The organism is Streptomyces olivochromogenes, assembly GCF_021538895.1.
GTDB classification, from domain to species: Bacteria; Actinomycetota; Actinomycetes; order Streptomycetales; family Streptomycetaceae; genus Streptomyces; species Streptomyces olivochromogenes_A.
Window position 1 is genome coordinate 1 of record NZ_JADDRL010000006.1, and the last position, 18701, is coordinate 18701.

At 71.8% G+C, this 18701-nt stretch carries 15 protein-coding genes and 1 pseudogene; 11 read left to right on the forward strand and 5 right to left on the reverse strand.

Translation table 11 applies throughout. From position 1 onward, the window contains the following. Positions 1–446 precede the first annotated feature (446 nt). The 3 genes from IPZ69_RS04325 to IPZ69_RS04335 all read left to right on the forward strand — a co-directional run bounded on the left by IPZ69_RS04325 (position 447) and on the right by IPZ69_RS04335 (position 4600). Entirely contained in the window at positions 447–1412 is a 966-nt protein-coding gene (locus tag IPZ69_RS04325; RefSeq protein WP_235452541.1) for an SCO0930 family lipoprotein, read from the forward strand. A 234-nt stretch (positions 1413–1646) separates the two neighbouring features. Further along, entirely contained in the window at positions 1647–2459 is an 813-nt protein-coding gene (locus tag IPZ69_RS04330) for an SAM-dependent methyltransferase (RefSeq protein WP_235452337.1), read from the forward strand. Further along, positions 2456–4600, forward strand: a complete 2145-nt coding sequence (locus tag IPZ69_RS04335) for a putative bifunctional diguanylate cyclase/phosphodiesterase (protein WP_235452338.1) — start codon at positions 2456–2458, stop codon at positions 4598–4600. Before IPZ69_RS04330 ends, IPZ69_RS04335 begins: the two co-directional genes overlap by 4 nt. A 223-nt stretch (positions 4601–4823) precedes the next feature. On the opposite strand, the gene IPZ69_RS04340 is transcribed toward IPZ69_RS04335, so the two are convergent. Further along, positions 4824–5711, reverse strand: coding sequence for a LysR family transcriptional regulator (locus IPZ69_RS04340; protein ID WP_235452339.1), 888 nt, complete (start codon positions 5709–5711; stop codon positions 4824–4826). Positions 5712–5831: 120 nt separating this feature from the next. Here IPZ69_RS04340 and IPZ69_RS04345 point away from each other — a divergent pair, with 120 nt between their 5' ends. The 6 genes and pseudogenes from IPZ69_RS04345 to IPZ69_RS04370 all read left to right on the forward strand — a co-directional run bounded on the left by IPZ69_RS04345 (position 5832) and on the right by IPZ69_RS04370 (position 11343). After that, positions 5832–6503, forward strand: coding sequence for a succinate dehydrogenase (locus tag IPZ69_RS04345; protein WP_235452543.1), 672 nt, complete (start codon positions 5832–5834; stop codon positions 6501–6503). A gap of 1 nt (position 6504) precedes the next feature. Beyond that, positions 6505–8454 carry a fumarate reductase/succinate dehydrogenase flavoprotein subunit gene (locus tag IPZ69_RS04350; RefSeq protein ID WP_235452340.1) on the forward strand — a complete coding sequence of 650 codons (1950 nt, stop codon included), beginning with the start codon at positions 6505–6507 and terminating at the stop codon, positions 8452–8454. Beyond that, a complete protein-coding gene (locus IPZ69_RS04355) occupies positions 8451–9200 on the forward strand; it encodes a succinate dehydrogenase/fumarate reductase iron-sulfur subunit (protein ID WP_235452341.1) in 750 nt (249 codons plus the stop codon). Before IPZ69_RS04350 ends, IPZ69_RS04355 begins: the two co-directional genes overlap by 4 nt. A gap of 104 nt (positions 9201–9304) precedes the next feature. After that, positions 9305–9586 (forward strand): annotated as a pseudogene (locus IPZ69_RS04360) (hypothetical protein); the annotation flags it as partial. A gap of 153 nt (positions 9587–9739) precedes the next feature. Further along, positions 9740–10510, forward strand: a complete 771-nt coding sequence (locus IPZ69_RS04365; RefSeq protein WP_235452342.1) for a GNAT family N-acetyltransferase — start codon at positions 9740–9742, stop codon at positions 10508–10510. Next, positions 10510–11343 (forward strand): lysophospholipid acyltransferase family protein, encoded by an 834-nt coding sequence (locus IPZ69_RS04370; RefSeq protein ID WP_235452343.1) that lies wholly within the window; start codon positions 10510–10512, stop codon positions 11341–11343. Before IPZ69_RS04365 ends, IPZ69_RS04370 begins: the two co-directional genes overlap by 1 nt. A 90-nt stretch (positions 11344–11433) precedes the next feature. Here the strand turns inward: IPZ69_RS04370 and IPZ69_RS04375 are convergent, their stop codons facing one another. Next, positions 11434–13764: an ATP-binding cassette domain-containing protein gene (locus IPZ69_RS04375; protein WP_235452344.1), complete on the reverse strand. Its 2331-nt coding sequence runs from the start codon at positions 13762–13764 to the stop codon at positions 11434–11436. Positions 13765–13869: 105 nt separating this feature from the next. Then, positions 13870–14061, reverse strand: coding sequence for an antitoxin (locus IPZ69_RS04380; RefSeq protein WP_235452345.1), 192 nt, complete (start codon positions 14059–14061; stop codon positions 13870–13872). A 148-nt stretch (positions 14062–14209) separates the two neighbouring features. Here IPZ69_RS04380 and IPZ69_RS04385 point away from each other — a divergent pair, with 148 nt between their 5' ends. After that, a complete protein-coding gene (locus IPZ69_RS04385; RefSeq protein WP_235452346.1) occupies positions 14210–16705 on the forward strand; it encodes an ATP-dependent Clp protease ATP-binding subunit in 2496 nt (831 codons plus the stop codon). Positions 16706–16736: 31 nt separating this feature from the next. Here the strand turns inward: IPZ69_RS04385 and IPZ69_RS04390 are convergent, their stop codons facing one another. Then, positions 16737–17753, reverse strand: coding sequence for an LLM class flavin-dependent oxidoreductase (locus tag IPZ69_RS04390; RefSeq protein ID WP_235452347.1), 1017 nt, complete (start codon positions 17751–17753; stop codon positions 16737–16739). Between the two features lie 70 nt (positions 17754–17823). On the opposite strand from IPZ69_RS04390, the gene IPZ69_RS04395 reads away from it, so the two are divergent. Next, complete coding sequence (locus IPZ69_RS04395; RefSeq protein WP_235452348.1) at positions 17824–18315, forward strand: phosphatase domain-containing protein; 492 nt, start codon at positions 17824–17826, stop codon at positions 18313–18315. Between the two features lie 45 nt (positions 18316–18360). Here the strand turns inward: IPZ69_RS04395 and IPZ69_RS04400 are convergent, their stop codons facing one another. Further along, on the reverse strand, positions 18361–18576 hold the full coding sequence (locus IPZ69_RS04400; RefSeq protein WP_235452349.1) for a dodecin: 216 nt from the start codon (positions 18574–18576) through the stop codon (positions 18361–18363). Between the last annotated feature and the right edge of the window lie 125 nt (positions 18577–18701).

The following is an 18701-nucleotide window of genomic DNA, read 5'->3' on the forward strand; positions in this document are numbered from 1 at the left end:
CAGGAGCCGCCGCCTGCGACGGCCACCGCCACCGTGCCGTCCGGCCCCGTCGATGCGTACGCGCAGGCGTCGGCCGCCGCCGGGCCTGCCGGGCAGCCCACGCACACCCACGTCAGCGTCAACAGGGTCAACATCCTTGCGGCGGGCGCGAATCGGGTCCGTACGGGTCCATGCACGACCGAGATCATGAGCCGCCAAAGGCCCTGTCACGCCGGGGTGCCCGGGGAATGGCCCGAAGGGGGGACAAAGGGCGTACGGCGGTTTGAAAGCCCCGTCCCCGGCGGCCGTCCGGCGTGCACGCCTGTGCGGGGAGTGGCCGGGGGTGTCACAGGTTCCGGAAAGAAATTTGGGCCCGCGTTGAACACATCGGCCCGTCCCGTCCGTACCCAATGTCGTGCGGCGACACAGAGGCGCTGCAACATCCAGGCGATAATGGGGAGTTGACGATGAAGACCTCCTGGCGGGGCGCCTCAATGGTGGCGACGGCCGCGTCGGTGCTGGTGCTGACGACGGCGTGCGGTCAGGACAACGCCACCACTCCGTCGTCGGCGGCCCAGAACGTCGGTGCGACGGCGGCCGCGGGCGATTACGGCAGTGTCACGGCGGGTGCCGGGACCGGTGCGGGCAATGGCTACGGCGCCGACGGCAGCCAGGCTTCGAGCGCCCCGACCGCGGCCGCGTCGCCCGCCGGTGAGCTGTCCGTGGCGAAGAACCCGGAGCTGGGCAGTGTGCTGACCGACAAGGCCGGCCTCACCCTCTACCGTTTCGACGCGGACACCGCCAATCCCCCCAAGTCGAACTGCAACGGCGACTGTGCCACCACCTGGCCGCCGGTCCCCGCGGACGACGCCACGGCCGGCGCCGGTATCGACAAGGCCCTGCTCGGCGAGGTCACCCGCGCCGACGGCACCAAGCAGCTGACCGTCGGCGGCTGGCCGGCCTACCGCTACGCCAAGGACGTCAACTCCGGTGACGTCAACGGCCAGGGTGTGGGCGGCAAGTGGTTCGCGCTGGCCCCCAACGGCAAGAAGGCGGGCGGGGCGAGCTCGGCCGGCCTGTCGACCCGCAAGGACGCCAAGCTCGGCGAGATCGTGGTCGACCGCAACGGCATGACCGTCTACCGCTTCATCAAGGACAAGGCATGGCCCAAGTCCGTGTCCAACTGCACCGGAGCCTGCCTGGAGAAGTGGCCCGCGGTCGCTCCGGTCCAGGCCAATGACACCAAGGGCGTCGAGAAGAAGGGCCTGATGGGCTTCACCCGGTCCGACGGCGTCAAGCAGATGACGGTCGACTGCTGGCCGATCTACACCTTCTCCGGCGACAAGGCTCCCGGGGAGACCAACGGTCAGGGCGTCGGCGGCACGTGGTACGCCGTCCGCCCCGACGGCAAGCTGGTCGGCGCGTCCAAGTAGAGATCACCTCCCCAGGGTCGTCCCACACCGACGCCCGACCACCGGGTCCGCCCCCTCCGCACCGCACGGAGGGGGCGGACCCTTTGCCGCGTTGCGTACTGTCACAGGCCAGACGTGGTGACCGGGAACGGACGGTCAATTTCCGGTTCGGGTCGCTCCTTTGGCGGGCGATCAGTAGCCTCTGCTCGAACACCGGATCGCCTGGACCTGTCGCCTACCCCCTTGGAGAGATACATGGAGCGTCCCGCCTGGGCCCCACGGAGCATCGACATCACGGTGCCGAGCGTTTCGCGTATCTACGACTACTACCTGGGCGGTTCGCACAATTTCGAGGTCGACCGTGAGGCGGCCCGCAAGGCGATGGAGTTCATGCCGGGACTCCCCAAGATCATGCAGGCGAACCGGGCGTTCATGCGCCGCGCCGTGCGGTTCGCGGCCGGCGAGGGCATCACGCAGTTCCTCGACATCGGCTCCGGCATCCCCACGTTCGGCAATGTCCACGAGGTGGCCCAGGCGGCCAGGCCCGGCACCCGGGTCGTCTACGTCGACCACGACCCGGTGGCCGTGGCGCACAGCCATGCCGTCCTGGCGGGCAACGAGGACGCGGACGTCGTCGCCGCCGACCTCCGCAAGCCCCAGGAGATCCTCTCCAGCCACCAGGTCGAGCGGCTCATCGACCTGAATCGGCCAGTGGCGCTGCTTCTCGTTGCCATACTGCATTTCGTGGAAGACGCGGACGACCCGTATGCGGCGGTGGCCGAGTTGAGCGACGCGCTCGCTCCCGGCAGCCTGCTGATCCTCACGCATGCCTCGTACGAGGGAATCCCGCTGTCACCGGAGCGGGCCGAGGGCGCGGTGGACGTATACAAGGACATTCGCAATCCTCTGATCATGCGCTCGCGCGAGGAGATCGCGCGGTTCTTCGAGGGGTACGACATGGTGGAACCCGGACTGGTGCCGATGCCGCGCTGGCGGCCGGAATCGGCGCCGGAGGACGAGGATCCGTATGCCTTCTCCGGATTCGCCGGCGTGGGGCGTACGGCGTGACCGCGGAGCCGGACGGCCCGGAGGACAGACTGCGCCGGTTCGCGACGATCTGGAGCCGGGCGGTCTTCCCGGTGACCTCGACGTCGTTGACCCGGCCGGAGTTCGAGGAACAACTCCTGCCGCTCGCCCGCCGGTTGAGCGGGGCGCTGCGGACCAGGAGCTTCGACGCCGACGAGGCCAAGGCGGTCGGCGCCGCGCTCATCGGCGCGCACTGCACCGACCCCGAGGCGCTCACCCGCACCCTGGACTGCGTCGACGCCTACCTGGTGCTCTACTGCGGTGAGGACGGCCCGCAGGAGGAGTTGCGGATGCGCTCCTCGCGGCTCCAGCACGCCATGGCGGCCGGGTTCGCCCAGGCGCTGCGCGAGCGCACCCTGGGCGAGCAGGAGGCCATCGCCCAGGCCGCGTTGCGCGCCCAGGGAGTCGTGGCGCAGGCGCTGCACGCCACCGAGGCCCGCTTCCGCGCGGTGTTCGAGGGCGCGGCCATAGGAATCGGCATCGCCGACCTCGACGGCAACGTGCTCCAGGTCAACGGGGCGCTGCTGCGCATGTTCGGCGGCTCCGAACAGAGCGTACGAGGCCGCAACGTCATGGAGTGGACCCACCCCGAGGACGCGCCCCAGACCTGGCGGCTCTACGACGAGCTGGTGCGCGGCGACCGCGACCACTACCACGTCGAGAAGGCGTTCAACCGCCCCGACGGCACGGTGCTTTGGACCAACCTGACGGTCTCCCTGCTGCGCGACGCCGACGGCAACCCGCAGTACCAGCTCGCCCTCATGGAGGACACCACCGAGCGGCGGCTGCTCAACCTCCGGCTGCGCTACGAGGCCACGCACGACGCGCTCACCGGACTGCCCAACCGCACGCTGTTCTTCGAGCGCCTGGAGAAGGCCCTGAACGCGGCCGAGGGGCAGCGCTTCGGACTGTGCTACCTCGACCTTGACGGCTTCAAGACCATCAACGACAGCCTGGGCCACGCGGCCGGCGACCGGCTGCTCGTCGAGGTCGCCGACCGGCTCCAGTCCTGCGCGACCGCGCCCGGCGAGATGGTCGCCCGGCTCGGCGGCGACGAGTTCGTGGCGCTGACCACCGGTCCCGCCACCGAGAGCGAGGTCGACGACCTCGCCGAACGCATCATGAACGCGCTCGTCACCCCGATCCGCATCGACGGCCGTGAACTCCTGGTGCGCGGCAGTATCGGCATCGTCGAGGGCCCGGCGGGCGAGCGCACCCCGGCCGAGGTGCTGCGCAGCGCCGACATCACGATGTACCGGGCCAAGTCGGCGGGCGGCAACCGCTCCGAGCTGGCCGACCCGGAGGCCGACGCCCGCGCCATCACCCGGCACGGCCTGACCACCGCGCTGCCCGCGGCCCTGGACCGGGGCGAGTTCTTCATCGAGTACCAGCCGCTGGTCCACCTCGGCGACGGCAGTGTCCGCGGCGCCGAGGCCCTGGTGCGCTGGCTGCATCCGCAGCACGGCGTCCTCGGCCCCGACCGGTTCATCCCGCTCGCCGAACACACCGGGCTCATCGTGCCGTTGGGCCGCTGGGTCCTGGAGGAGTCGGTCCGTCAGGCCCGCGAGTGGCGCGAGCGCCATGGCGAGCAGACGGACTCCGGCCCGCTGCGCATCAACGTCAACCTCTCGCCGTGCCAGCTCACCCATCCCGGGCTGGTGCAGGACACTGTGGACATTCTGGAACGCCTCGGCGTGCAGCCGGACTCGCTGTGCCTGGAGGTCACCGAGTCCGCGTTGATCGGCGCCGACGACGACCTGCTCAAACCGCTGCGCCGGCTCGCCGAGATGGGCGTCGACATCGCCCTCGACGACTTCGGCACCGGCTACTCCAACCTCGCCAACCTGCGCCGGCTGCCGGTGAGCATCCTCAAGCTGGACCGCTCCTTCACGCAGAGCATGCAGCAGTTCCCGGCGGACCCGGTCGACCTCAAGATCGTCGAGGGGATCGTTTCGCTGGCCCACAGCCTCGACCTCGCGGTCACCGTGGAGGGCGTGGAGACGGGCGCGCAGGCCGAACAGCTGCGGATACTGGGCTGCGACACGGCCCAGGGCTGGTACTACGCCCGCCCGGGCCCACCGGAGCGCCTGCACGACCTGGCCCTGGTGGACGCAACGGGCTGAACTCCGAAGCACGGGTCGCGCAGTTGCCCTTTCAGGGGCGCGGGGAACTGCGCGACCAGCCACAACGAACCCGCACCCCCGAACGGCGCTGAAGCGGCAGACGCACCGGGCCAAAGGCCCACCCCCACCCGCCAGGGGCGCGGGGAACTGCGCGACCAGCCACGACGAACCGGCACCCCCGAACGGCGCTGAAACGGCAGACGCACCCGGCCAAAACCCACCCTCACCGCTCAAGCAACATCCGCTGCAACTCCCGCGCGGCCCGAGGCGGAGCCACATCGCTGCGGTGGGCCAGCGCGATCGTGCGGTGCAGCCCCGGCCGGGCGAGCGGCGTCACCCTGAGCCCCTGTCCGGCCCGCGTGGCGACCATGCGCGGCACCACGGCCACGCCCAGCCCCGCCCGCACGAACCCCAACACCGCGTCCATCTCACCCCCCTCGACAGCGAAGTGCGGCTCGAACCCCGCGGAGCGGCACGCGGCCACGGTGAGCTCGCGCAGGTCGTAGCCGTGCCGGAACATCACGAGGCGCTCGCCCTCCAGGTCGGCGACGCGCATCACCAGTCCGTCCCGGCATCCCGGCGCGGGCGCCTCCGTCGACGAGACCACCACCAGGTCCTCGCGCAGCAGCTCCACCGTGGTCAGGGCGGGCGAGGCGGGGGGCAGGGGGAGGACGATCAGGGCGAGGTCGAGGGCGCCGCGCGCGAGCTCCCGTACGAGATCGTGCGAGCCGCCCTCCTCGATCAGCAGCCGGATGCCGGGATAGCGGTCGTGGAAGGCCCGCAGCACGTCCGGGAGCAGCCCGGTGCACAGGCTCGGGGTGGCGCCCAGGCGTACGCGGCCGCCGCGCAGCTGCACCAGCTCCTGCACCTCGTGCCGGGCGGTGTCGGCGTCGGCCAGGATCCGCCGGGCCAGCGGGAGCAGCGCCTCGCCCGCGTCGGTGAGCGTGATGTTGCCCCGGGCCCGCAGGAACAGATCCGCCCCCAGCTCCCGCTCCAGCGCCTTGATCTGCTGGGACAGCGACGGCTGTGCGACATGGACCAGCTCGGCGGCCCGGGTGAAGTGCCGGGTCTCGGCGACCGCCACAAAGTAGTGGAGCTGCTGGAACTGCATGGCTTCAGGATAGCTCTGGCCTATGGAAACGAGCCGGATCATGTCTTGGACCGATCGGGACCTTCGGCCCTAGCGTGCTGACTCATGGCTCTGGCAACGCGGACGGACCGACGGCCGTCCATGGCACGCACCGTGTGGGACTCGACCGTCGGCAAGAAGACCGTGATGGCGGTCAGCGGGCTGATCATGCTGCTGTACCTGGTCGCCCACATGATCGGCAACCTGAAGATCTACTTCGGGGCGGGCGAGTTCAACCACTACGCCCACTGGCTGCGCACCGTCGGCGAACCGTTCATGCACTACGAGTGGACGCTCTGGCTCATCCGCGTGGTCCTCGTGGCCGCCGTGATCGCCCACGCCACGTCCGCGTACCAGCTCAGCCGCCGCGACATCAGGGCGCGGCCCAGCAAGTACGTGCACAAGAAGCCGCGGGCGAGCTACGCGACGCGCACCATGCGCTGGGGCGGGATCATCCTCGGCCTGTTCCTCGTGTGGCACCTCCTGGACCTGACCACCGGCACCGTGCACTCCGGCGGTTTCCAGGAGGGCCGCCCGTACCAGAACGTCGTGGACACCTTCTCCACCTGGTACGGCAACGTCGTCTACATCGTGGCGATGCTGGCGCTCGGCCTGCACATCCGGCACGGCTTCTGGAGCGCCGCCCAGACCCTCGGCGTCGGCAGCCGCACCCGCGACCGCGCCCTCAAGGCCGTCGCCGACGTTCTCGCACTGCTGCTCACGGCCGGCTTCATCGCCGTACCCGTGGGCGTCATGACCGGAGTGGTGAGCTGACATGACAACCTACGCGAACTACGAGACCGGCTCGCCCGTCGTCGACGGCAGGGCACCCTCCGGCCCGATCCACGAGCGCTGGGACAAGCGCCGCTTCGAGGCCAAGCTGGTCAACCCCGCCAACCGGCGCAAGCACACGGTGATCGTCGTCGGCACCGGTCTCGCGGGCGGCTCCGCCGGTGCCACGCTCGCCGAACAGGGCTACCACGTCGTCCAGTTCTGCTACCAGGACTCCCCGCGCCGCGCCCACTCGATCGCCGCGCAGGGCGGCATCAACGCGGCGAAGAACTACCGCAACGACGGCGACTCGATCCACCGGCTGTTCTACGACACCGTCAAGGGCGGCGACTTCCGCGCCCGCGAGTCCAACGTCCACCGCCTGGCACAGATCTCCGTGGAGATCATCGACCAGTGCGTGGCGCAGGGCGTGCCCTTCGCCCGCGAGTACGGCGGCCTGCTCGACACCCGCTCCTTCGGCGGCGTCCAGGTCTCGCGCACGTTCTACGCCCGCGGCCAGACGGGACAGCAGCTCCTCCTCGGCGCCTACCAGGCGCTGTCGCGGCAGATCGCGGCCGGGAACGTGGAAATGCACCCGCGCACCGAGATGCTCGACCTGATCGTCGTCGACGGACGGGCGCGCGGGATCGTGGCGCGGGACCTGATCACGGGCCGGATCGACACGTACTTCGCGGACGCCGTCGTCCTCGCCAGCGGCGGCTACGGCAACGTCTTCTACCTGTCGACGAACGCCATGAACTCCAACGCCACCGCGATCTGGCGGGCGCACCGCCGGGGTGCCTACTTCGGCAACCCGTGCTTCACCCAGATCCACCCCACCTGCATCCCGCGCACCGGCGACCACCAGTCCAAGCTCACCCTGATGAGCGAGTCGCTGCGCAACGACGGCCGGATCTGGGTGCCCAAGGCCAAGGGCGACACCCGGCCGCCGAACAAGATCCCCGAGGACGAGCGCGACTACTACCTGGAGCGCATCTACCCGTCCTTCGGCAACCTGGTCCCGCGCGACATCGCCTCCCGCGCCGCCAAGAACGTCTGCGACGAGGGCAGGGGAGTGGGCCCCGGCGGGCAGGGCGTGTACCTGGACTTCGCGGACGCGATCAAGCGAATGGGCCGGGCGGCCGTCGAGGCGAAGTACGGCAACCTCTTCGACATGTACCAGCGGATCACCGACGAGGATCCGTACGAGGTGCCGATGCGGATCTACCCCGCCGTGCACTACACGATGGGCGGACTGTGGGTCGACTACGACCTGCAGACCACGGTCCCCGGCCTGTTCGCGGTCGGCGAGGCCAACTTCTCCGACCACGGCGCCAACCGGCTCGGCGCCTCCGCGCTGATGCAGGGCCTGGCCGACGGCTACTTCGTCCTCCCGGCCACCGTCAACGACTACCTCGCCCGCAACCCGCACCAGGAGCGGGTCACCGCCGAACACCCGGCGGTCCAGGAGGTGCTGGCCGAGACCGAGGACCGGCTCGACCTGCTCCTCGCCGTCGACGGCGACCGCACCCCCGACTCCTTCCACCGCGAACTCGGCGAACTGATGTGGGAGTTCTGCGGCATGGCCCGCAGCGACGCGGGACTGCGCAAGGCACTGGAACGCATCCCGCAGATCCGCGAGGAGTTCTGGCGGCGCATCAAGGTGCCCGGCACCGGCGAGGAGTTCAACCAGTCGCTGGAGAAGGCCAACCGCGTCGTCGACTATCTGGAGCTCGCCGAGCTGATGTGCCTCGACGCGCTGCACCGCGCCGAGTCCTGCGGCGGCCACTTCCGCGAGGAGTCCCAGACACCCGACGGCGAGGCCGCCCGCCAGGACGACGCGTTCTCCTACGCGGCCGCCTGGGAGTTCACCGGCACCGGCGTGGCCCCCGTCCTGCACAAGGAAGACCTGGTCTTCGAGTACGTCCACCCCACCCAGCGGAGCTACGCATGAGGCTCACCCTGCGCGTCTGGCGGCAGAAGAACGCCGACGCCGACGGCGCCATGTCCACGTACGAGGTGGACGGCATCTCCTCCGACATGTCCTTCCTGGAGATGCTGGACACGCTCAACGAGGAGCTCATCCTCCGCGGCGAGGACCCGGTCGCCTTCGACCACGACTGCCGCGAGGGCATCTGCGGCGCGTGCTCGCTCGTCATCAACGGCGACGCGCACGGGCCGGAGCGCACCACGACCTGTCAGCTGCACATGCGGTCCTTCCGGGACGGCGACACGATCGACATCGAGCCGTGGCGGTCCTCGGCGTTCCCGGTGATCAAGGACCTGGTCGTCGACCGGTCCGCGTTCGACCGGATCATCCAGGCCGGCGGGTACATCACGGCGCCGACCGGGTCCGCGCCGGAGGCGCACGCGACGCCGGTGCCGAAGCCGGACGCGGACTTCGCCTTCGAGCACGCCGAGTGCATCGGGTGCGGGGCGTGCGTGGCCGCCTGCCCGAACGGGGCGGCCATGCTGTTCACCTCCGCCAAGATCAACCACCTGAACGTGCTGCCGCAGGGGGCGCCCGAGCGCGAGACGCGGGTGCTGGACATGGTGGCGCAGATGGACGAGGAGGGCTTCGGCGGCTGCACGTTGGCCGGCGAGTGCGCGACCGCCTGTCCCAAGGGGATTCCGCTGGTGTCGATCACCAGCATGAACAAGGAGTGGCTGCGGGCCACCCGGAAGGGCGCGAAGAGGTAGCGCCTTCGACGGAGTTGACGGCGCTCGCGCACCAGACGTTCGCCGAGCGGGCGGACGGGCGGGACCGGGAGTGGTGCTCATCCCCGGTCCCGCTTCGCCACCCCGAGGCCGCCGTCTGCCGCGACCGGCCCGGGCAGGTGCACACGACCGGCTCGTTCAACCTCGTCACCCCCACCGGCGAATGGGTGTGGAACGAGGGGACGCCCAGCGACATCCCGCTGGTCGACGGGGTCCGGCTGCTCGTCCTGGACCCGCCGCCGTACGAGCGGAGCCGGCCCGCGGGCCGGTTCTTCCCGCACATGACGGGCGACGTCGTCCTGGAGCGCGTGCTCGCTCCGGAGGAGGCCGGGCGCCTGCTCGCCGGGTGCGTGACGAAGTTCGGCTGAACGTCCGGGACCCGGCGTTCAACATCCCCACATCCCCTCTCCTGACGCAGGTCACGCGCACGCCAACCGGCATAGGAAGAACAGGAGCGGCGGGCCGTACGCAACCGGCCCGTCGCCTCCGTCGCCGAACCGGCCCGTGACCAGGAGAGAGCCATGACCGGCGTTTCCACCCTCGACCGTCCCCCGCAGCCCGCGGCACCCACCCGCTACACCGTCACCCTCGCCCGTGACGAGGCCGACGTGCGTGCCGCGCAGCGTCTGCGGCACGACGTCTTCGCCGGCGAGATGGGCGCTCTGCTGTCCAGCCCGCAGCCGGGGTACGACATCGACGCCTTCGACGCGTACTGCGACCACCTGCTCGTGAACGACACCATGACCGGGCAGGTCGTCGGCACCTACCGGCTGCTGCCGCCGGAGCGGGCCGCGGTCGCCGGGCGGCTGTACTCGGAGAGCGAGTTCGACCTGGCCCCGCTCGACTCGATCCGACCGGGCCTGGTCGAGGTCGGCCGTTCCTGCGTGCACCCCGACCACCGCGACGGCGCGGTCATAGGGCTGATCTGGGCCGGCATCGCCCGCTACATGGTCGACCGCGGCCACGAGTGGCTGGCGGGCTGCTGCTCCATCCCGCTCGCCGACGGCGGCGCCCTCGCGAGCGCCACCTGGGACCGCGTCCAGGCCAAGCACCTGGCGCCCGAGGAGTTCCGGGTACGGCCGCTGCTGCCCTGGATCCCGAACCAGCCCGCCCCCACCGAGCGGGCCGAGCTCCCGGCCCTGCTGCGCGGCTACCTCCGCCTCGGCGCCTGGGTCTGCGCCGAGCCGGCGCACGACCCGGACTTCGGGGTCGCGGACCTGTACGTGCTGCTGTCGATGCGCCGGGTCAACCCGCGCTACCTGAAGCACTTCCTCTCGCTCGTGCCGTCCTGATGAGCGTCTGGCTGCCCAGCGCGCCCTGCACCCCCGGGGCGTGCGTGGAGCCGGCGGGGTCCGCCACGGCCGTACCACGTGCCGTGCTGCGGCTCACGGGGGTCGTGATCCTGGTCCTGGCCGGGGTCGTGCTGCTCCCGCTCGGCGGGCGGATCCCCGCCGGGCCGGTCAGGTGGTGGTGCCGGGCGATCGTACGGGTCGCCGGGGTCCGGATCCGGATCACCGGCACCGCCGCACCCACCGGCGGACTGCTCCTGGTGGCCAACCACATCTCCTGGCTGGACATCCCGCTGCTGGCCGCCGTGCGGCCGGCCCGGATGCTGGCCAAGTCCGAGATACGGCAGTGGCCGGTGGCGGGCCCGCTCGCCGCGCGCGGCGGCGTGCTGTTCATCGAGCGTGACCGGCTGCGGGCGCTGCCGGACACGGTCGAGCGGATCGCCGACACCCTGCGCGGCGGCGCGGCGGTCACGGTCTTCCCCGAGGGCAGCACCTGGTGCGGCCGGGCGCACGGCCACTTCCGGCGTGCCGTGTTCCAGGCCGCGCTGAACGCGGGGGTGCCGGTCCAGCCGGTCGGCATCCGCTACCGGCTCGACGGCGGGGCCGCCGGGACCGCCGCCGCGTTCGTCGGCGACGACTCGCTGCTCGCCTCGATGTGGCGGGTGGTCAAGGCGCGGGGGCTGACGGCCGAGGTGGAGGTGCGGGACGCGATCCGTCCCGGCTCGTACCCCGACCGCCGCACCCTCGCCCGCGCCGCCGAGCCGGTCATGGGCGAGCCGACCTGGACCCACACGGCCGTCGTCGCCGACAGCGGCCGTTCCCCGAGCGCCGCCTGACCGGGCCCACGCCGCTGTCGCCGCCCCACGGGACGCGGACGACGGTGGCGTGGGCCCGGCTCGGCACGCAGGGCAGCGGGTGGGCCCGGTTCAGACCATGACGCGGGCGAGGTAGGGCGCGGTGGCGCTGTCCTTCGCCTCGGCCACCTGCGCCGGAGTGCCCGCCGCCACGATGCGGCCGCCCGCGTCGCCGCCGCCCGGTCCCAGGTCGATCACCCAGTCCGCGCCCGCGACCACCGACATGTCGTGCTCGACGACCACCACGGTGTGCCCGGCGTCGACGAGCCCGTGCAACTGGCCCATCAGCACCTCGACATCGGCCGGGTGCAGACCGGTCGTCGGCTCGTCCAGCAGGTACAGGGTGTGGCCGCGCCGCCCGCGCTGCAGCTCGCTCGCCAGCTTGATCCGCTGGGCCTCCCCGCCGGACAGCTCCGTCGCCGGCTGCCCGAGCCGCAGATAGCCGAGCCCCACGTCGAGCAGCGTGCCCAGGCTGCGGGCCACGGCCGGGGTGTCCGCGAAGAACTCCGCCGCGCTCTCCACCGTGAGGTCGAGGACCTGCGCGATGTTCCGCCCCCGGTGGGTCACCCGCAGGGTCTCGGGGTTGTAGCGGGCCCCGCCGCAGTCCGGGCAGGGCGCGTATGTGCTCGGCAGGAACAGCAGCTCGACACTGACGAAACCCTCGCCCTGACAGGTCTCGCAGCGCCCTTCCGCCACGTTGAAGGAGAACCGCCCGACGCCGTAACCGCGCTCCCGTGCCTCGTCGGTGGCCGCGAACACCTTCCGGACCACGTCGAACAGCCCTGTGTAGGTGGCCAGGTTGGAGCGCGGCGTGCGCCCGATGGGCCGCTGGTCGACCGAGACCAGCCGCCCCACCCCCGCCGCCTCCTCGGTGATCTCGCCGATCAGCGTCGACTTGCCCGAGCCCGACACACCGGTGACCGCCGTGAACACGCCGAGCGGGAACTCGGCCGTCACCCCGCGCAGGTTGTGCCGGGTGACCGGCCCGACCGTCAGCCGGCCGCGCGGCGAACGCGCCGGCCGCGCCGGCGCGGGGGAGCGGTCGAAGAGGAAGCGGGCCGTCGCCGACTCCGGGACCGACGCCAGGTCCGCCACCGGGCCGCTGTGCAGCACCCGTCCGCCGTGCTCGCCGGCGCGCGGGCCCACGTCCACCAGCCAGTCGGCGCCGCGCACCACGTCCAGGTGGTGCTCCACCACGAACACCGAGTTGCCGGCCGCCTTCAGCCGGGCCAGCACCGTGAGCAGCGCCTCGGTGTCCGCCGGGTGCAGACCGGCGGACGGCTCGTCGAGGACGTACACCACACCGAAGAGTCCCGAGCGCAACTGCGTGGCGAGCCGCAGCCGTTGGAGTTCACCGGCCGAGAGGGTGGGGGCGGCGCGGTCGAGGCCGAGGTAGCCGAGACCGAGCTCGACGACCGGGGCGATACGGGACTTGAGGTCGTCGGTGAGGACGCGCGCGGCCTGGGACCCGCCGTCGAGCAGCCCGGCCAGCTCGGCCAGGGGCAGCGCGGCCAGTTCCGCGATCGTACGGCCCGCGAAGGTCACCGCCAGCGCCTCGGGCCGCAGCCGGGCGCCGCCGCACACCGGACAGGGCGCGCTGGTCAGGAAGCGCTCCGCCTTCGCCCGCAGGGTCGGGCTCTTGGAGTCCGCGAACGTCTTCATCACATACCGACGGGCACTCATGTACGTGCCCTGGTACGGGCGTTGGATGCGGTCGGCGTCCCGCACCGGGTGCACCGTGACCACCGGCTGCTCGTCGGTGAACAGGATCCACTCCCGCTCCTCGGCGGGCAGGTCGCGCCACGGCCGGTCCACGTCGTGACCGAGCGCGTCGAGGATGTCGCGCAGGTTCTTGCCCTGCCAGGCGCCCGGCCACGCCGCGATCGCGCCCTCCCGCACGGACAGCGAGGGATCGGGGACCAGCGACTGTTCGGTCGTGCGGTGCACCCGCCCGAGGCCGTGGCACTGGGGGCACGCTCCGGCCGCCGTGTTGGGGGAGAAGGCGTCGGAGTCGAGCCGCTCGGCGCCGGGCGGATAGGTGCCGGCGCGCGAGAAGAGCATGCGCAGCGAGTTGGAGAGATTGGTGACCGTGCCGACGGAGGAGCGCGAGGTCGGCGACGAGCGGCGCTGCTGGAGCGAGACCGCCGGCGGCAGCCCCGTGATCTCCCCGACCTTCGGCGCTCCCACCTGGTGGATCAGCCTGCGCGCGTACGGCGCCACCGACTCGAAGTAGCGCCGTTGCGCCTCCGCGTACACCGTGCCGAACGCCAGCGACGACTTGCCCGAGCCGGACACGCCCGTGAAGACGACCAGCACGTCCCGCGGGATGTCCACGTCGACGCCCTTGAGGTTGTGCTCACGGGCGCCGCGGACGCGGACGTACGGGTCGTGAGGGCTGTGCATCGGGGGAACTCCGTACGGGCCGGCCGGGCGGGGACAAACCCCGCGATTCTAGCCCGCGGCCCGGTGCGCCCCGCCGGCGCGGCCCTGCCTTCCCGCCGTCGCGGTTCAGGGGTGCGGCGGGATGTCCCGCTGCTGACCGCCCAGCTCGTCCTTCATCCTCTGCTGGGCCGTGTCGACCTGGGACCGGTACTTGCCCTGGGTCTTGTCGTCGACGTGGTCGCCCGCCTTGTCGATGCCCTTGCCCGCCTGGTCCTCGTGGCCTTTGAGCATGCCCTTGAGCTTGTCCATGATGGACATGGCAACCCTCCTGCCTGATAGAGGCCCCCGCGTCCCAGCCTCACCGCCCCGGACGCGGTTCGCATCTCGGCAGGCCTCCGAATGCACGGTGCCCGGCCCTGTGCGAGCTTGGAGAACGGACGCCTGTTCCCGCAGAAAGGTCCGTCCCATGACTACTCCTGGTTTCGGATTCGGACGCAGCCCGTTCGAGGAGTTCGACGAGCTGATGAACCGCTTCTTCGGTGGGGCCGGTCCGGCCTCGCCCTCTCGGCGGGTACAGACGGTCGACATCGGCAGCCTGCTCTCGGAACGGGCCCGCGAGCTGGTCGCCGAGGCCCGGGAGGTCGCCGCCGCGGAGGGCAGCGACGAACTCGACGCCCGGCATCTGCTGGCCGCCGCCACCCGGCACGACTCGACCCGGCGGCTGATGACCGAGGCGGGCGCGGACCCCGACCGGATCCGGGAGCGGCTCGGCGCCGCCGAGGGCGCCCAGAAGAGCGAGCCCACCACGTTGACCCCGGCCGCCAAGCGCGCCCTGCTGGACGCCTACCAGCTCTCCCGGGCCGAGGAGGCCTCCTACATCGGTCCCGAGCACCTGCTGCGGGCCCTCGCCCTGAATCCGGAATCGACGGCCGGGCGGGAGCTCGCCGAGAGCGGCTGGGAGCCCACCCGGATGCCCGTCGAGGGCGCGGCCGAGCGCAGGAAGCCCAGCAGCACGCCGACCATCGACGAGTACGGCCGCGATCTCACCGAGGACGCTCACGCCGGCCGCCTCGACCCGGTGATCGGACGGGACGACGAGGTCGAACAGACGATCGAAATCCTGTCCCGGCGCAGCAAGAACAACCCCGTGCTCATCGGCGACCCCGGCGTCGGCAAGACGGCCATCGTCGAGGGCATCGCGCAGCGCATCGCCGCCGGGGACGTGCCCAGGACCCTGGAGGGCAAGCGGCTGATCTCGCTGGACCTGGCGGGCATGGTGGCCGGCACCAAGTACCGGGGCGAGTTCGAGGAACGCCTGAAGAAGCTGCTCGACGAGGTGCAGGAGCACGCCGACGAGCTCGTCCTCTTCCTCGACGAACTGCACACCGTCGTCGGCGCCGGCGCGGGCGGCGAGGGCGCCATGGACGCGGGCAACATGCTCAAGCCCGCCCTGGCCCGCGGCGAACTGCACCTCATCGGCGCGACGACCGTCGACGAGTACCGCAGGCACATCGAGAAGGACGCCGCCCTGGAGCGCCGGTTCGCCCCGATCCTGGTCGGCGAGCCCACCGTCGACGACACCATCGAGATCCTGCGCGGCCTGCGCGACCGCTACGAGGCGCACCACCAGGTCCGCATCACCGACGAGGCGCTCGTCGCCGCGGCCGAGCTGTCCGACCGCTACATCACCTCCCGTTTCCTGCCCGACAAGGCCATCGACCTGATGGACCAGGCCGCCGCCCGGGTCCGGCTGCGCGCCAAGACCCCCGTAGCCGACATCCGGGAGATCGAGGACCGGATGGCCGCCCTGAACCGGGAGAAGGACCAGGCGGTCGCCGACGAGGAGTACGAGCGCGCCAAGGAACTGCGCGACCGGATCAAGGCCGTCGAGGGCGAGCGGGCCGACATGGGCAAGGCGGACGAGCACGCGCCCAGGGTCACCGCCGAGGACATCGCCGAGGTCGTCTCCCGCACCACCGGCATCCCCGTCGCCCAGCTCACCGAGGAGGAGCGCGAGCGGCTGATGAAACTGGAGGAGCACCTCCACGAACGCGTCGTCGGCCAGGACGAGGCGATCACCGCGGTCGCGCGGGCCGTCCGCCGCGCCCGGGCCGGCATGAGCGACCCCAACCGCCCCGTGGGCAGCTTCCTCTTCCTCGGCCCCACCGGTGTCGGCAAGACGGAGCTCGCCCGCGCCCTCGCCGCCGCCCTCTTCGGCGACGAGACCCGCATGATCCGGCTGGACATGAGCGAGTTCCAGGAGCGGCACACGGTCTCCCGGCTGGTCGGAGCGCCTCCCGGATACGTCGGCCACGAGGAGGCCGGCCAGCTCACCGAGGCGGTGCGCAGGCAACCGTACGCCGTGCTGCTGCTCGACGAGGTCGAGAAGGCCCACCCCGACGTCTTCAACACCCTGCTGCAGCTGCTCGACGACGGCCGGCTGACCGACTCCCAGGGCCGCACGGTCGACTTCAAGAACACCGTCGTGATCATGACGTCCAACATTGGCGCCGACCGCATCCTGGCCTCCGGCGTGGAGGACTACACCAAGGTCCGCGAGTCGGTGATGCCGGTGCTGAACCAGCACTTCCGGCCGGAGTTCCTCAACCGCATCGACGAGATCATCGTCTTCCGCGGCCTGGACCGCGGCCAGCTGCGCCAGATCGTCGACCTGCTCCTGGAGCACACCCGGCGCCGGCTGCACGCCCAGGACGTCGACATGGAGGTCACGGACACGGCCGCCGATCTGCTCGGAAACATCGGCTACCAGCCCGACTTCGGCGCCCGCCCACTGCGCCGCACCATCCAGCGCGAGGTGGACGACCGGCTCGCCGATCTGCTCCTGTCCGGCGAACTGGCCCCGGGCGACCGGGCCGTGGTGGACGCGGCCGACGGCGCCGTCGTGATCCGCGCGGACAAGCCGACCGGGGCCGGGGCGCGGAAGACGGACGAGACCGGCTGAGGAGGCTCGGGGCCCGAAGGCCCGCAAAGGCTCAGGGCCCGGTGTTCTTCGCCCGGTTCACGATCCCGGCCAGCCGCCGGTAGGAGTCCAGCAGGGCCCCACGGTCGTACGTGCTGGTGGTCACGAGGACTTCCTGCGCGCCGGTCTCCTTCAGCAGCGTCTCCAGCTCGTGGGCGACCTGCTCCTCGGTGCCGGCCAGGTGCCCGGCGAGCCCGGACGCGTAGAAGTCCCGCTCCTTCGCGGTCATCGCGCGGGCGGCGGCGTCCTCGGCCGGCGGCAGGGGCGGGAAGGCGCCGTGCGTGCGCGAGTACGCCATGGACCACGCCTCCGGGATCAGCAGCCGCCGCGCCTCCTCGGGCGTGCCGGCCACCGCGACCGTGCCGGAGACGACGACGTACGGCTCCGACGCCCACGGCGACGGCCGGAACTGCTCCCGGTAGTGGTCGATGCCGCGCCGCATCCGCTCGCGGTCGCGCAGGTCGCCGATGACCATCGGCAGCCCCGCACGGGCGGCGATCCGGGCGCCCTCGCCCATGGCCAGCACGAACGGCGGCACGCTCAGCCCCTCCGCCGGGCGGGCGTGCACCCCGGTCGGGGAGGTCCCCCGGAACCAGCCCAGCAGCTCGTCGAGCTGGGCCGCGAAGTCCTCGGCGTCGTCCTTGCCGCGCCCCAGCGCCCTGCGTACGCCGTCGGTGAAGCCCACGGACCGGCCCAGACCCATGTCGATCCGCCCCGGGAACAGCGACTCCAGCACCCCGAACTGCTCGGCCACGACCAGGGGTTGGTGGTTGGGCAGCATCACCCCGCCGGTGCCGACCCGGATGGTGCGGGTCGCGGCGGCCACGGCGGCGGCCAGCACGGTCGGCGCGGACCCGGCGACCCCGGGCACCCCGTGGTGCTCGGAGACCCAGAACCGGTGGTACCCCAGCCCCTCCAGCTCCCGCGCCAGCGCGACGGTGTCCCGCAGCGCCTCGGCGTGCGTGTGCCCCTCCCGCGTACGGGAGCGGTCGAGAACGGAGAACCGGGTCCGGGCGGTCAACGAGGTCACACGGATGTCAACACCGGGGAGGCCGCAGGATTCCCGGACCGTCCGGTGGGACGCAGATTAGGGTGGTCGGGTGGCTGACAGCAGTGAACCCCAGGTCGCCGTGTTCGACCTCGACAACACCCTCGCCGACACCGGGCACCGGCAGCGGTTCCTGGAGCGCAGGCCGCGGGACTGGGCGGGGTTCTTCGCGGCGGCGCCGAAGGATCCGCCGCTCGCCGAGGGGGTGGCCCTGCTCCGCGAGCTGGCGGGGGAGTGCGAGATCGTGTATCTCACCGGGCGGCCCGAGCGCTGCCGGTTCGACACGCTGGACTGGCTCGCCCGGCACGGGTTGCCCGAAGGGCGTGTGTACATGCGGCGGGACGCCGATCGCAGGCCCGCCCGGAACACCAAGCTGGAGATTTTGCGCCGCCTTGCCCGCGACCGGGTGATCCGCGTCCTCGTGGACGACGACGAGCTGGTGTGCGACGACGCCGAACGGGCCGGGTTCACGGTCGTACGGGCGCGCTGGGCCAAGAAGTCAGCCGCGCTGAAGGACGCCCAGGAGCGGGAGGGCCGTACCTGAGGCGCGCGGTGAGGCCGGGGGGAGCGGTCCGCCCGCGCGGGGCGGTCAGTCCTCGCCCTCGATGCGGAAGCCCACCTTCAGGCAGACCTGCCAGTGCTCGATCTGCCCGTTCTCGATCTGGCCCCGCACCTGGGTGACCTCGAACCAGTCCAGGTTGCGCAGGGTGTCGTTGGCGCGGGAGATGCCGTTGCGGATGGCCTCGTCGACGCCCTCGTGCGAGGTGCCGACGATCTCCGTGAGCCGGTAGGTGTGGTTGGACATGCGGGAACTCCTCTGCGCCGCTGCGCCGTGACGGATGTGTCACGCGTCACTCCACCGTGCCGTATGCGCGGGCGGAGCGCGAGATGTCGGGGCCGTACCCCGGGGTAGCCCTTGACCGTCGCATT